Source organism: Pseudomonas aphyarum (genome assembly GCF_028657055.1).
In the GTDB taxonomy this organism is placed as follows: Bacteria; Pseudomonadota; Gammaproteobacteria; order Pseudomonadales; family Pseudomonadaceae; genus Aquipseudomonas; species Aquipseudomonas aphyarum.
Genome location: NZ_JAMDGS010000002.1, coordinates 1 through 13,356 on the forward strand (window position 1 = coordinate 1; position 13,356 = coordinate 13,356).

General features: G+C 60.1%; 14 protein-coding genes and 1 pseudogene. 9 read left to right on the top strand and 6 right to left on the bottom strand.

Annotated features, from left to right (window positions below):
- The 3 genes and pseudogenes from M5G18_RS01670 to M5G18_RS01680 form a co-directional block, all read left to right on the top strand.
- A pseudogene (locus M5G18_RS01670) lies at positions 1–209 on the top strand (hypothetical protein); the annotation flags it as partial.
- 229 nt (positions 210–438) lie between these two features.
- Positions 439–1,326, top strand: a complete 888-nt coding sequence (rhtA, locus tag M5G18_RS01675; RefSeq protein ID WP_273898398.1) for a threonine/homoserine exporter RhtA — start codon at positions 439–441, stop codon at positions 1,324–1,326.
- Between the two features lie 168 nt (positions 1,327–1,494).
- The gene (locus tag M5G18_RS01680) at positions 1,495–1,776 is read left to right on the top strand and encodes a hypothetical protein (protein ID WP_007955851.1); all 282 of its coding nucleotides are present in this window, start codon (positions 1,495–1,497) and stop codon (positions 1,774–1,776) included.
- Positions 1,777–1,786: 10 nt separating this feature from the next.
- On the opposite strand, the gene M5G18_RS01685 is transcribed toward M5G18_RS01680, so the two are convergent.
- Positions 1,787–2,356 carry a TetR/AcrR family transcriptional regulator gene (locus M5G18_RS01685; protein WP_273898399.1) on the bottom strand — a complete coding sequence of 190 codons (570 nt, stop codon included), beginning with the start codon at positions 2,354–2,356 and terminating at the stop codon, positions 1,787–1,789.
- Positions 2,357–2,447: 91 nt separating this feature from the next.
- On the opposite strand from M5G18_RS01685, the gene M5G18_RS01690 reads away from it, so the two are divergent.
- Together M5G18_RS01690 and M5G18_RS01695 are read left to right on the top strand one after the other, a co-directional pair.
- Positions 2,448–3,176 (top strand): SDR family oxidoreductase, encoded by a 729-nt coding sequence (locus M5G18_RS01690; RefSeq protein WP_273898400.1) that lies wholly within the window; start codon positions 2,448–2,450, stop codon positions 3,174–3,176.
- A gap of 33 nt (positions 3,177–3,209) precedes the next feature.
- A complete protein-coding gene (locus M5G18_RS01695) occupies positions 3,210–3,800 on the top strand; it encodes a 2-hydroxychromene-2-carboxylate isomerase (protein ID WP_273898401.1) in 591 nt (196 codons plus the stop codon).
- Here M5G18_RS01695 and M5G18_RS01700 read toward each other — a convergent pair.
- On the bottom strand, positions 3,797–4,795 hold the full coding sequence (locus tag M5G18_RS01700) for a zinc-dependent alcohol dehydrogenase family protein (protein WP_273898402.1): 999 nt from the start codon (positions 4,793–4,795) through the stop codon (positions 3,797–3,799). The genes M5G18_RS01695 and M5G18_RS01700 overlap by 4 nt on opposite strands.
- Before the next feature lie 112 nt (positions 4,796–4,907).
- Between M5G18_RS01700 and M5G18_RS01705 the strand changes: the two genes are divergently transcribed.
- Entirely contained in the window at positions 4,908–5,816 is a 909-nt protein-coding gene (locus M5G18_RS01705; RefSeq protein WP_273898403.1) for a LysR family transcriptional regulator, read from the top strand.
- On the opposite strand, the gene M5G18_RS01710 is transcribed toward M5G18_RS01705, so the two are convergent.
- From M5G18_RS01710 to M5G18_RS01725, 4 genes are all read right to left on the bottom strand, one after another.
- Complete coding sequence (locus M5G18_RS01710) at positions 5,809–7,617, bottom strand: aminopeptidase P family protein (protein ID WP_273898404.1); 1,809 nt, start codon at positions 7,615–7,617, stop codon at positions 5,809–5,811. The two genes, M5G18_RS01705 and M5G18_RS01710, sit on opposite strands and share 8 nt — an antisense overlap.
- A gap of 57 nt (positions 7,618–7,674) precedes the next feature.
- On the bottom strand, positions 7,675–8,841 hold the full coding sequence (locus M5G18_RS01715) for an aminotransferase class V-fold PLP-dependent enzyme (protein WP_273898405.1): 1,167 nt from the start codon (positions 8,839–8,841) through the stop codon (positions 7,675–7,677).
- A 206-nt stretch (positions 8,842–9,047) separates the two neighbouring features.
- Entirely contained in the window at positions 9,048–9,662 is a 615-nt protein-coding gene (locus tag M5G18_RS01720; protein WP_007955835.1) for a LysE family translocator, read from the bottom strand.
- A gap of 101 nt (positions 9,663–9,763) precedes the next feature.
- Positions 9,764–10,033: a hypothetical protein gene (locus M5G18_RS01725; protein WP_273898406.1), complete on the bottom strand. Its 270-nt coding sequence runs from the start codon at positions 10,031–10,033 to the stop codon at positions 9,764–9,766.
- A gap of 389 nt (positions 10,034–10,422) precedes the next feature.
- Here M5G18_RS01725 and msuE point away from each other — a divergent pair, with 389 nt between their 5' ends.
- Genes msuE through M5G18_RS01740 form a run of 3 tightly spaced genes read left to right on the top strand, consistent with a single transcriptional unit; the run spans position 10,423 to position 13,340 of the window.
- On the top strand, positions 10,423–10,986 hold the full coding sequence (gene msuE, locus M5G18_RS01730) for an FMN reductase (RefSeq protein WP_273898581.1): 564 nt from the start codon (positions 10,423–10,425) through the stop codon (positions 10,984–10,986).
- 10 nt (positions 10,987–10,996) lie between these two features.
- Entirely contained in the window at positions 10,997–12,142 is a 1,146-nt protein-coding gene (ssuD, locus tag M5G18_RS01735; RefSeq protein WP_007955828.1) for an FMNH2-dependent alkanesulfonate monooxygenase, read from the top strand.
- A 10-nt stretch (positions 12,143–12,152) separates the two neighbouring features.
- Positions 12,153–13,340, top strand: a complete 1,188-nt coding sequence (locus M5G18_RS01740; protein ID WP_007955826.1) for an acyl-CoA dehydrogenase family protein — start codon at positions 12,153–12,155, stop codon at positions 13,338–13,340.
- The last annotated feature ends 16 nt before the right edge of the window (positions 13,341–13,356 follow it).

A 13,356-nucleotide genomic window follows, 5' to 3' on the forward strand; every position in this document is an offset into this window, starting at 1 on the left:
CAAGTGATTATTTTCAGAAGCTTTCGAAGATTTCTTCAACAACTTCAACCACTTGCGCTTCCGATCTCTCGTTAGCGGGAGGCGAATTCTACAGCGTTACACGCTGCTGTCAACACCTCTTTTTCTCCGCTTTCGACCGAGAAGATCGAACCGTTGAAAGCGCCGAACAAACCGGCATTTCCAACTCCTTCCAGGCTTCGATGAACTGAAGCGACCCGCCTTCGAAACCTACTTAACTCATTGAATCTCAAGGAGTTTTCCGTTTCGACTGCGCCGGAAGTGGGGCGAATTATAGAGACTCAAAATCTGCCGTCAACCCTTAATTTGCGTTTTCTATCAAGAGAGGGAAAAAGGTCCCTCCTATATAGACGCGAACGTAGCGAGTGCGCACTATATTGCCCAACACACCTCACCTCCTTCCCCGGATGATGCCACGCAATGAACGACCAGCCTCGCAGCCTTGCCTCAACCCTGTTCCCGGTTGGCCTTCTATTAATAGCCATGGCATCGATCCAGTCCGGCGCATCGCTGGCCAAAAGCATGTTCCCCATCGTTGGCGCTCAAGGCACGACAACGCTGCGCCTGATCTTCGCCAGCGTGATCATGCTGTTACTGCTCAAACCCTGGAGAGCGAAGCTGACAGCCAAGTCGCTACGCACAGTGATTGTCTACGGGATGGCGCTGGGCGGCATGAACTTCCTCTTCTATATGTCGTTACGCACTGTTCCGCTCGGCATCGCAGTCGCCCTCGAATTCACCGGACCGCTGGCAGTCGCCATCTATGCCTCACGTCGCGCGATCGACTTTGTCTGGATTGCCCTGGCAGCAATCGGCTTGTTGCTATTGATACCGACCGGCGCTACGTCCGCGGGCATCGATCTGGTCGGTGCGGGGTATGCGCTGGGAGCCGGTGTGTGCTGGGCGCTATACATTCTGTTCGGCCAGAAGGCCGGCGCAGATAACGGCGTGACCACCGCAGCGCTTGGCGTGATGATCGCTGCCCTGTTCGTCGCCCCCATCGGTATCGTCCATGCCGGCAGCGCATTGCTGACTCCCGCACTGATCCCGATCGCTATCGGCGTCGCGATTCTGTCTACCGCCCTCCCCTACACACTGGAAATGGTCGCACTCACCCGCATGCCCGCCCGCACGTTCGGCACGCTGATGAGCATCGAACCGGCCTTCGGCGCGCTGTCGGGCCTGCTATTCCTTCAGGAATACCTTTCTTTGTCACAATGGATGGCGATCCTGTGCATTATTCTGGCCTCCGTCGGTGCAACCATGACCATGGGCAGCGCTGCCAAACCCGCCATCGCGGCGGATTGAAAGGGGATTGAACGAAGGTCTGGCATTTGGCGCTCATTTAGGCCATGTTTAGCCTCGCAACCCAATGCCAGACATGGATTTTTTCGGATAGGGACATCGGAACGCGTCAAGCGAGAGCGCAAACAGGCAGACCCGAGCGCCAGACTCGAGGCCGCCATAAGGACGGTAATGAAACGAATTTTGATACTGATCGCCATACTCGCCGTTGCGGGCTGCGCGGCGACGTCGAAGACCCAGGTCAAGCATGGCAAGAAAGGGCTGCACATCAACTGTTCGGGGTTGTCCTCCTCTTGGGACAAGTGCTACGCCAGCGCTGCAAACTCTTGCGCACCGAAGGGCTACAAGGTCATCGCAAAATCAGGCGATACCGTGGAAGAACCGGGTGATTACCCCTTCGGTCTCAACCCCGCCGGCTATACCAGCCGCAGCATGATCGTCATCTGCAAATAAACCATCGCCGCTACTGCACTCGCGAAGCGGCGAGCTGTTGTCCGATCTCCTCATGACAGGAGTTCAGCACCCGCTGCTGAATCTTCGGTGACGCCAACATACGCGCCACCACTAGTGCCCCGACACATTGCGACAGAATCGCCCAGGCCAGACTGTCGCTTTCCAGAATCTGCGCCCAGCTTTCCTGAAGCTTACAAATCCACAGCTCGGCCTGCTCCCGCACAACAATATCCGACCGCGCTATCTCGGCGCCCAACGCAGGCAATGCGCAGCCCAGTTCAGGTTGCTCGACATGGGCCATGTTCAGATACAGCTTCAGGCACCGCTCCAGCCGTTCGCGATCCTGCTTACCCTGCCCGCCCAAGCGCTCCAGACTCTGGCACAGCTCACGCTCGACGATAGCCGCGAACAAGTCGTCCTTGGACGAGAAATGGCTGTAGAACGCCGCCCCGCTCAAGCCGATTGCCTTCATCAGGCCATCGACGCCCATTGATGAAAACCCGGTCTTTTTCGCAGACAGCGAGCTGCTTTGCAGGAGCTTTTCTTTGGTTTCCAGCTTGTGACCGGCGGAATACCGCATGTAATTGTCCTCACATTGAGTGTCTTGACGCTGAGCAAATCCTAGCATAACGTTCGTTCACTTAACGATCGTTTACTAAAGGGATCCACCCATGAATAACAAGAAGGTCGTATTGGTTGTCGGTGCAGGTGATGCCACGGGCGGCGCCATCGCCAAGCGGTTCGCCAGGGAAGGATTCATCGCGTGCGTCACGCGGCGCAGCGCCGACAAATTGCAGCCATTGGTGGAAGCCATTCAGGCGGACGGCGGTGAAGCCCACGGTTTTGCCTGCGATGCGCGCAAGGAAGAAGATGTAATTGCCCTGATCGAAGACATCGAAACCCGCCTCGGTCCGATTGAAGCATTCGTTTTCAACATCGGCGCCAACGTGCCCTGCAGCATTCTCGAAGAAACCGCCCGCAAGTATTTCAAGATCTGGGAAATGGCCTGTTTCTCCGGTTTTCTCAATGCCCGGGAAGTCGCCAAACGGATGGTGACCCGTAGCCGCGGCACTATCCTGTTCACCGGCGCGACTGCCGGATTGCGCGGTGCCTCAGGCTTTGCCGCATTCGCCGGAGCCAAGCATGGTATCCGGGCTCTGGCACAGAGCATGGCCAGAGAGCTTGGCCCGATGAACATCCACGTTGCTCACGTTGTGGTCGACGGCGCCATCGATACCGACTTTATCCGCGACAATTTCCCTGACAAATATGCCACCAAGGATCAGGACGGCATTCTCAATCCCGAACACATCGCCGAGAACTACTGGTATCTGCATAGCCAGCCACGGGACGCCTGGACGTTCGAACTGGATCTGCGTCCGTGGAACGAGCGCTGGTAATCCCCCCAATAACAAAAACAGAGTGCAGCGAACATGAGCAAAACCGTGGAGTTCTATTTTGATCTCGGCAGCCCCGCCACCTACCTGGCGTATACCCAACTGCCGAAAATCTGCGATGAAACCGGCAGCCAGTTGATCTACATTCCGATGTTGCTGGGCGGCGTCTTCAAAGCCACCGGCAACGCGTCTCCGGCAATGATCCCGGCCAAGGGTCGTTACATGTTTCAGGACCTGGACCGCTACGCCAAACGCTACGGCGTGCCCCTGAAATTCAACCCGCATTTCCCGATCAACACCCTGATGTTGATGCGTGCGGTCACCGGCATTCAACTGCGTCATCCGGATCGCTTTCAGGCGTTCATCGATTGCCTGTTCAAAGCGATGTGGGTTGAAGGCCGGGCCCTTGATGAACCGTCAACAGTTGCCGCCGTGCTCACCGAACATGGCTTCAATCCTGAAGAAGTACTGGCATTGACCAACGATGAAGCAGTCAAAGCTGCGCTCAAGGACAACACCGAAACCGCTGTGAAACGCGGCGTCTTCGGTGCGCCGAGCATGTTCATCGACAACCAGTTGTTCTTCGGTCAGGACCGGCTCGACTTCGTGGTGGAAGCCCTTCGTTAAATCTCCACGACCACACGCCCCTGAGCTGCTTTCGTTGCCAGCAGCTCATGGGCCTCCCCGGCGGTTTCCAGCGTGAACCGATGCGGATCAAGCAGAGGTCGCAGCTGGCCGGACTCAATCAGGGCGGCAGCCTGTCGCAAAATCTCGCCATGATGCTCGCAGCCCTTGCCGGTCAGTAACGGCAACAAGGTGAACACGCCCGAATACGTCGCCCCACGAAACGATAACGGCGCAAGACTGTGCTGCCCCCAGCCCAGACAACTCAGTACATGTCCGCTGTAGGTCCGTGCAGCTTTGAAGGAAGCGTCCAGCGTCTCACCGCCGACCGTGTCATAGACAATGTCGAACCCCTCCCCCGCCGTGAACTCCGCAACATAGTCCTCCACCGCGCCCTCTCGATAATCAATGAACGTCGCACCGTAACCCTCGATGATCGAGCGTTGCCCCGCAGAACCTGTTGCATACACTTCAGCGCCGAACGCACGGGCCAGTTGCACAGCCACATGCCCGACGCCGCCCGCTCCACCGTGAATCAACACTTTTTGCCCCACTCTCACCCGAGCGCGATCCACCAGGCCCTCCCACGCCGTGATCAATATCAATGGCAGGCTCGCGGCTTCGCGCGGGCTCAGGTTCAAAGGCTTACGCGCCAGCAGTCGCGCGTCCGCAACTGCAAACTCGGCCAACGAACCTTGTGCGCCACCAATGCCCGTGGCCAACGCATACACCTCATCGCCCGGCGCCCAATCCTGCACACCCTCACCCACCGTTTCGACCACACCCGCCAGGTCCAGCCCCAACACCGCCGGCAACGGTTGCCGAGCATGGGCAGCCTGCCCTGCACGGATTTTCAGATCCAGCGGATTCACACCGCTGGCCTTGATCCGCACCAATACCTGCCCGGCCCCAGCAACGGGGCGCTCGAGGGAAACCAAGCGTAACGGCCCGTTGGCGGTGTCCACTATCAGGGCATTCATGTGCAGTGAGTCAGTCATTTCGGTCATTCCTGTGGGAGAAAGTGAAGCCATGTTCCCGCAGCAGATCCATGCCGATAAGACGTCAAATGACTATAGTAAGCATGCCAAATCGGCATGAATGAGGCGCTTCATGGACAAGCTAAACGCAATGGCCATCTTCGTCCGGGTGGTCGAACGCGGCAGTTTTTCCGCCGTTGCCCGGGAACTGCACACTACCCAGCCGACCATCAGCAAAGTCCTGCGCGCCCTTGAGAATCAATTGGGCGGCAAGCTGATTGCCCGCAGCACACGCAAGCTCTCCCTGACCGATGAAGGTCAGCGGTACTACAACGAATGTCGAAATATCCTCGCCGCTGTGGACGCTGCCGAGCACAGTTTCCAGTCCGGCAGGGAAACCGTCGCCGGACCTTTGCGGATCGGCTCCTCCGTCAGTTTCGGCCGTTTGCAGATCGCTTCGCGACTGGCGGAATTTCTGCAGCGCTACCCGCAGGTGCAGATCGACCTGCAACTCAGCGATCAGAATCTGGATCTGGTCAGCGAAGGCCTGGACGTCAGCCTGCGCATCGGCGAGTTGAACGACAGCGGCATGATCGCCCGACGCATCGGCACCACCCACCGGCTCACGGTGGCGACGCCCGACTACCTGCAACGCCACGGTCACCCACAATCACCTCAGGATCTTGCGCAGCACAATTGCCTGCGATTCAACCTGCTCAGCACTCAGAATCTGTGGACTTACGAGAAGGATGGCCAACACCACGACGTACGCATCCAGGGCAACGCCCAGAGCAACAACTCCGAAGCGATCCGCGAAATGGTCTTGGGAGGACTGGGGATTTCGCTGTCACCGGTCTGGTTGTTCAGCGAGGAATTGAAGATGGGTCGAGTGATCGCCCTGTTGCAGGACTATCAGACCCGATCATTGCCGATTCACGCCGTGTCCCCGGCGAACCGTCGCCAGTCCGCCAGGGTTAACGCGTTTGTCGACTTCATGACCCAGGCGCTGGCGGCAGCGCCCGAGCTTCAACCGATCAGATAGCGGCAGTACGCGTGTTCAGCCATTCCAGTGCCGCGCCCTCAAGCAACGGGCTCAGACGCTCGCGCACTTCGGCGTGATAAGCGTTGAACCATTGTTTCTCTTCCAGCGTCAGCAACGACGGCTCTAGGCAACGGGTGTCGATCGGGCAGAGGGTCAGCGTTTCGAACTTGAGGAACTCGCCGAACTCGCTGCTTCCCGCTTCAACGTTCATCGCCAGGTTCTCGATCCGCACACCCCAGCGGCCCGGACGATACGTGCCCGGTTCAATGGAAGTGATCATCCCTGGTTGCATGGCAGTTTGCGGCGCCGGCGCCGCCTGATAGGCGATCACCTGCGGACCTTCGTGAACGTTGAGGAAGTAACCCACGCCGTGACCGGTGCCGTGACCGTAATCCACGTTTTCAGCCCAGATCGGCGCACGGGCAATCGCGTCCAGCAGCGGCGAAAGAATGCCTTTCGGGAAATGTGCGCGGGACAACGCAATCACACCCTTCAACACCCGGGTGCAGTCACGTTTCTGTTCTTCGCTCGGCGTACCAACAGCCACCATGCGCGTGATGTCGGTAGTGCCGCCCAGGTATTGACCACCAGAGTCGATCAGCAACAAGCCATCACCCTCGATCACGGCGTGCTCTTCCGGGGTGGCGTGGTAATGCGGCATCGCGCCGTTGGCGTTGTACGCAGCGATGGTGTTGAAACTCAGCGACACATAATCCGGACGACGCTCACGAGCAGCAGTGAGTTTCTCGTCAATGGTCAGCTCAGTAATGCGCTCACGACCCCAAGCCGACTCCAGCCAGGTGAAAAACTCGCACAGCGCCGCACCATCCTGCTCCATCGCCTGACGAATGTGCCCGGCATCCGCGAGGCTCTTCTGCGACTTGGCCAGTGTGGTCGGGTTCAGACCTTCGACCAGCTTCACGCCAGTGTCGAGGTTATCCAGCAGACCGCTGGTGACCCGTGCCGGATCCACCAGCAGGCTCGCGCCATTCGGAATCGCACGCAAGGCGTCGGCGACTTCGCTGTAATCACGCAGGGTCACGCCGTCTTTTTCCAGCACGGCGCGCAGCTCGGCATCGACCTTGCTCAAAGCCACAAACAGCGTGGCTTGCTGCTGGCTGATCAGGGCGAAGGAAACGAATACCGGGTTGAACGACACATCGCCGCCGCGCAGGTTGAACAGCCAGGCGATGTCGTCGAGGGTGGCAATGAAATGCCAATCGGCGCCACGCTCCTGCAAGGTCTCGCGCAATTTGCCGATTTTTTCGCCACGGCTGACAGTCGCCTGCGGCGGCAGGTGCTGGTAGATCGGCGCGTTCGGCAACGCCGGGCGATCGCTCCAGACTTCTTTCAACAAGTCGATGTCGGTACGCAGACTGGCGCCCCGCGCTTCAAGCTTGCTGCCCAGCGTACGCGCCGATGCGACGGCCATCACTGCGCCGTCGACTGCGACCACGCCACCTTCCGGCGTCTGCTCGGCCAGCCAGTCCAACGGGCTCGGCTGGCCCGGTTGCAACTTGACCAGCTCGATGCCGCTACCCTTGAGTTCCTTGGTCGCCTGTTCCCAGTAACGACTGTCGGCCCAGACCCCGGCGAAATCGGTGGTCACAATCAATGTGCCCACCGAGCCATGGAAACCCGACAACCATTGCCGCCCCTGCCAGTAACCCGGCAGATATTCCGACAAGTGCGGGTCTGCGGACGGCACCAGCAGTGCGTGGATGCCTTCGCGACGCATCAGTTCGCGGGTGTGCGCCAAGCGCTGGGGAACCGTTCCTTCGGTCAAAGTCTGGGTACTCATCATGTCTCCTGCCAATCACTTCATCGTTATTGTTCGGTGCCGTTCGAAGCCGGCTCGTTAAAGCCCTGTCGCCCAGAATGCCGGAGCACTGGCGCAGGCGGTCTTGATCAGATCTACAGCCTTGTCGATGTCTTCGGCGGTGGTGAAACGACCGAGGCTCAGGCGAATCGTACGACCGGCCAAATGCGCATCGTGCCCCAATGCCAGCAGCACGTGGGAAGGCGTATTGCTCGCGGAATTGCAGGCCGAGGTCGCGGAAAACGCGATCGAATGGCTCAGCGCCGCCGGGTTGAACTCGCCTTCGCTGAACGTCAGGCTCAAGGTGTGCGGGATCCGTTGGGTGGAGCTGCCGTTGAGGCGCACGCCGGGCAGGCTCAAGAGTTGTTCGAGCAGGCGCTCGCGCAGGGCGACAATGGTTTTCTTCTCGTCATCAAAAGACTCGGCAGCCAGGGCAAAAGCCGAACCCATGGCAGCGATCTGGTGAGTGGCCAGCGTACCGGAACGCAAGCCGCCCTCGTGGCCACCACCGTGAATCTGCGCCTGCAAACGCTGTTGCGCACGCGGGCCGACGTACAGCGCGCCGATGCCTTTGGGGCCGTAGAGCTTGTGCGCCGAGAACGACATCAGGTCCACCGGCCATTGCGCCAGATCGATCGCGACCTTACCGGCGCCCTGGGCCGCATCGACATGGAACAACGCCCCACGCCCACGCACCACTTCGCCGATGGCCGGGATGTCGTTGACGGTGCCGAGTTCGTTGTTGACCAGCATCAGAGACACCAGAAAGGTGTCATCGCGCATCGCTTCGCTGACCGCTTGCGGGGTAATCAGGCCTTCGGCATCCGGCACCAGATAAGTCACGGCGACACCGGCGTCCTGCAATTGCCGGGCGGTGTCGAGGATGGCCTTGTGTTCGATCTGACTGGTGATGATGTGGCCGCCGGACACACCACGAGCCTGGGCCACGCCTTTGAGGGCGAGGTTGTTGGATTCTGTAGCGCCGGAGGTCCAGACGATCTGCTGCGCCTGGGCGCCGACCAGTTCGGCGACTTGCCGGCGAGCGTTCTCGACCGTTTGCCGGGCCTGCTGGCCGAAGGCGTGGGAACTGGAGGCCGGGTTGCCGAAGTTACCGTTGAAACCCAGACACTCGATCATCACCTGGATGACCCGCTCGTCCACCGGGGTGGTGGCGGCGTAATCGAAATACAGCGGACGTGTGTTCATAAAAAGACTCGCAGAGCGTGTTCCGGGATCAGGAAGCTCGTGTCTACAAACGGCACGACGCAGCCTTGTGAGCTGCGTCCGGGTTCGAGAGCGTCATCAATACCTGATCGGATGCCGTTAAAGAAGAACAACTTCATTTAAAAGTGCGTAGGAACGCTCCTGAACGCGACTTTAACAGGCATCGGGCCGGCGGTTGTAGCACTGCGTCAGCTAAAGCTTTCAAGGAGTAACGGATACAGCGAAATCACCAGCAGCGCCGCCATGCCCCAGTTGAACACCCGCAGCCACCGACGATCCTTGAGCACGTTACGCAGCAAGGTCCCACACGCCGCCCAGACGCCGACGCTCGGCAGGTTGATGATGGCGAACACCGCCGCAATCACGATCACATTGGTGAAATAACCCTGCATCGGCGTGTACGTGCTGATGGCACCGATAGCCATAATCCACGCCTTTGGATTAACCCATTGGAAGGCCGCCGCGCCGAGATAGCTGATCGGTTTTGCCTCGCCCTGCTCGCTGTCGCCGACCGGGCCCGAATGCGCGATTTTCCACGCCAGGTACAGCAAGTACGCCGCGCCGACGTAACGCAGGACCGTATAAAGCAGCGGATAAGTCTGGAACACCGCGCCCAGGCCAAAACCCACCGCCACCACCAGCACGAAGAAACCGCAGGTAATGCCGAGCATATGGGGGATGGTGCGGTTAAAGCCGAAGTTCACGCCCGATGCCAGCAACATGGTGTTGTTCGGCCCCGGTGTGATCGAGGTGACAAGGGCAAACAGGGCAAAGCCCAGCAGCAGGTCGAGCGAGAGGGTCATGGCAGGCAGTCCGTCAGGGTCATTCAGGTGTTGACCCTATCCCACGGCGCCGCGCAAACCCACGGACAGTTGGGTAAAACTTCGAGCAGTACAGTTACGGATCAGCTAGGACGACCGTGCAGCTGTACGGCCCGCTCGGCGCTCATTTCACCCTTGCTGTCGAAACCGAAAGTCTTCTGTGGCTGACCAAGCAGTTGGGCTTTCTTCGCGTGGTATTCCTCGAACGACAGGCCGCTGCGGTTCAGGGTTTCCAACGCCAGTTCACGGGTTTCTTCCGCCGTGTAAGGGCGCAGTTCCGGGGAAACATGGCTCGCGCAACCAGCGAGAACGGAGACAGCGAGCATCAGCGAAACAGTCAGTAAACGATTCATGGGAGCGTCCTGGCGAGCAGTGTGGGTCGATGGAGAAAGGCTACGCCCGGGCACGCTCTGGCAGAAATCAACGCTCTCAATAGTGGCTATCAGAATTCGGGCAGAGTTCGCCCTTAATATTTCCAAAAGACCTATCAATATCAATTAACAGTCTTTTACGGAATAACAGTCAGCCTTTATAAATCTTTCATCGCGTTCGGCACTGTTGCTCCAGCAACTGTTTCCCAGGCAACAGCGGTTCAACAAACCGGCCTGAAAGTCACATGAGCACAGTCACCGCCAACGCTCAAAGCCCCGGAATACGGGCCTTACAGGAATTGGTACAGCGCTTGCTCTGCTCCAGTGACTACTCACTGCTCGCCGAGCAACTGTTGAAAAAGGAACTGACCATGTCGCGTCCACTGAAAGTCGTCGCCCTGTCCGGCGGAACCTGGCGTCCATCCCGCACCCTGGTGTTGACCCAGGCCCTGCTGGCCGAGTTGTCCGGGCACCTGCCGGTCGAGAGTCACCTGATCGAACTCGGCGACATCGCCCGCCCGCTCGGCGCCGCACTGTCCCGTCAGGAACTGCCGCCCGAGATCGAAGCCGAGCTGCAAGCCATCGAACAGGCTGACTTGCTGATCGTTGCCGCGCCGGTCTATCGCGGTTCGTATCCGGGTTTGCTCAAGCATCTGTTCGACCTGATCGACCTGAATGCGTTGATCGACACCCCGGTCCTGCTCGCGGCAACCGGTGGCAGCGAACGCCATGCACTGGTCCTCGATCACCAGTTGCGCCCGCTATTCAGCTTCTTCCAGGCCGTGACCCTGCCGATCGGCGTATACGCCACCGAAGCCGATTTCGCCGACTACCAGATCACCAGCGAACCGCTCAAAGCGCGTATCCGCCTGGCCGCCGAACGTGCCGCGCCGCTGTTCGGTACTCACATCAAACCGTTGCTGAAAATCGCTTAAGGAGCTGTTCATGGATGTTTTCTGGTTCCTGCCGACCCACGGCGACGGTCACTATCTGGGCACCACCCAAGGCGCGCGCCCGGTCACCCTCAATTACCTGAAACAAGTGGCGCAAGCCGCTGACAGCCTCGGTTACCACGGCGTGCTGATTCCCACCGGGCGTTCCTGCGAGGACTCGTGGGTGATCGCCTCGGCGCTGGTGCCGCTGACCGAACGCCTGCGTTATCTGGTGGCGATCCGTCCGGGGATCATTTCACCGACGGTCTCGGCGCGCATGGCCGCGACCCTGGATCGACTGTCCAACGGTCGCTTGCTGATCAACGTCGTGACCGGCGGTGACCCCGACGAAAACCGTGGCGACGGCAGCTTCCTCAGCCACAGCGAGCGCTACGAAGTCACCGACGAATTCCTCAAGATCTGGCGCCGGGTGTTGCAAGGCGAAGCGGTGGATTTCGAAGGCAAACACCTGAAGGTGCAGAACGCCAAGGCGCTGTATCCGCCGGTGCAGAAACCCTATCCGCCGCTGTACTTCGGTGGTTCCTCCGACGCGGCCCATGATCTGGCCGCCGAGCAGGTCGACGTGTACCTGACCTGGGGCGAACCACCGGCCGCCGTCGCCGAAAAACTCGCCGATGTACGCGAACGCGCTGCCCGTCACGGGCGCAAAGTGAAGTTCGGTATTCGCCTGCACGTGATCGTGCGCGAGACCGCCGAAGAAGCCTGGAAAGCCGCCGACAAACTGATCGAACACATCAGCGACGAAACCATCGAGGCCGCGCAGAAATCCTTTTCGCGTTTCGACTCCGAGGGCCAGCGGCGCATGGCTGCTTTGCACGACGGACGCCGCGACAACCTGGAAATCGCCCCCAACCTGTGGGCCGGCGTCGGCCTGGTGCGCGGCGGTGCCGGCACCGCACTGGTCGGCGATCCGCAGCAAGTGGCGGCGCGAATCAAGGAGTACGCGGATCTGGGTATCGAGAGTTTCATCTTCTCCGGCTACCCGCATCTCGAAGAGGCCTACCGCTTTGCCGAGCTGGTCTTCCCGCTGCTGCCCGAGCCGTACGCGAGCCTGGCCGGACGCGGCGTCACCAACCTCACCGGGCCGTTCGGCGAAATGATCGCCAACGATGTACTGCCCGCCAAAGCCAACGCCTGAGGAAGACCGAGTGACTGCCAAACCGCAAAGCACCCTGCTCTCCCCGTTGCAGACCGCCCGCCAACTGGCCGCCGAATTTGCCCTGACCGCCGTCGAGCGCGACGAACGCGGCGGCACGCCGAAAGCCGAACGCGACGCCCTGCGCGACAGCGGTCTGCTGGCCCTGAGCATTCCCACCCGTTACGGCGGCCTCGGCGCGCGCTGGAGCGAAACTCTGGAAGTCGTGCGCGAGTTCGCCAAGGTCGACAGCTCGATCGCCCACGTCTTCGGTTTCCATCATTTGATGCTCGCCACCGTCCGGTTGTTTTCCCGCCCGGAACAATGGCAACCGTGGTTCGAACAGACCGCGCGGCAGAACTGGTTCTGGGGCAACGCGCTCAATCCGCTGGACACCCGCACCGTGGTCAAGGATCTCGGCGGCTGGCGCGAGTTTTCCGGCAAGAAGAGCTTCTGCTCCGGCGCCAGCGATTCGCAGATGCTGATTGCCTCGGCCGTGGATGAAAGCAACGGCGGCAAACTGCTGATCGCGGCGATCCCCAGCGGTCGCAGCGGCATCACCCTGCACAACGACTGGAACAACATCGGCCAGCGCCAGACCGACAGCGGCAGCGCTACGTTCGAACGGGTTCGGGTCGAAGAATCGGAGCTGCTGCTGGATCCCGGTCCGCTGAGCACCCCGTTCGCCTGCTTGCGCCCGTTGATTGCACAACTGACGTTCACCCACATGTTCCTCGGCATTGCCGAAGGGGCCTTTGAAGAGGCGCGGCAATACACCCTCAGCGAAACCCGTGTCTGGCACAAGTCCTCGGTGCGCGAGGTGCGCGAAGACCCTTATGTGCTGGCGCATTACGGCGAGTTCTGGGTCGCCCTCGAAGGCATTCGTCTGCTGGTGGAACGCGCCGCCGCGCTGCTCGACGAGGCCTGGGCCAAAGGCCCGAACCTGAGCGCCGAAGAACGCGGCCATCTGGCCACGGCGATTGCCACCGCCAAGGTCGCCGCCAGTCGCCAGGGCCTGGAGATTTGTAGCCGATTGTTCGAAGTCACCGGCGCCCGGTCGACCCACGCGTCGCTACGCCTCGACCGACACTGGCGCAACCTGCGCACGCAAACCCTGCACGACCCGCTGGATTACAAACTCCACGAGCTGGGCGACTGGGCGCTGAACCAGTCCCTGCCGGTGCCGACGTTCTATTCCTGATTTCCTTTCGTGGAGC

Bases quoted from the DNA above. Each gene is read 5' to 3' on its own strand.
- M5G18_RS01680 (WP_007955851.1), top strand. From the start codon at position 1,495: ATGAAACGAATTTTGATACTGATCGCCATACTCGCCGTTGCGGGCTGC.
- M5G18_RS01715 (WP_273898405.1), bottom strand. From the start codon at position 8,841: ATGAACACACGTCCGCTGTATTTCGATTACGCCGCCACCACCCCGGTG.
- M5G18_RS01690 (WP_273898400.1), top strand. From the start codon at position 2,448: ATGAATAACAAGAAGGTCGTATTGGTTGTCGGTGCAGGTGATGCCACG.
- M5G18_RS01725 (WP_273898406.1), bottom strand. From the start codon at position 10,033: ATGAATCGTTTACTGACTGTTTCGCTGATGCTCGCTGTCTCCGTTCTC.
- rhtA (WP_273898398.1), top strand. From the start codon at position 439: ATGAACGACCAGCCTCGCAGCCTTGCCTCAACCCTGTTCCCGGTTGGC.
- M5G18_RS01720 (WP_007955835.1), bottom strand. From the start codon at position 9,662: ATGACCCTCTCGCTCGACCTGCTGCTGGGCTTTGCCCTGTTTGCCCTT.
- M5G18_RS01710 (WP_273898404.1), bottom strand. From the start codon at position 7,617: ATGAGTACCCAGACTTTGACCGAAGGAACGGTTCCCCAGCGCTTGGCG.
- M5G18_RS01700 (WP_273898402.1), bottom strand. From the start codon at position 4,795: ATGACTGACTCACTGCACATGAATGCCCTGATAGTGGACACCGCCAAC.
- M5G18_RS01685 (WP_273898399.1), bottom strand. From the start codon at position 2,356: ATGCGGTATTCCGCCGGTCACAAGCTGGAAACCAAAGAAAAGCTCCTG.
- ssuD (WP_007955828.1), top strand. From the start codon at position 10,997: ATGGATGTTTTCTGGTTCCTGCCGACCCACGGCGACGGTCACTATCTG.
- M5G18_RS01695 (WP_273898401.1), top strand. From the start codon at position 3,210: ATGAGCAAAACCGTGGAGTTCTATTTTGATCTCGGCAGCCCCGCCACC.
- msuE (WP_273898581.1), top strand. From the start codon at position 10,423: ATGTCGCGTCCACTGAAAGTCGTCGCCCTGTCCGGCGGAACCTGGCGT.
- M5G18_RS01705 (WP_273898403.1), top strand. From the start codon at position 4,908: ATGGACAAGCTAAACGCAATGGCCATCTTCGTCCGGGTGGTCGAACGC.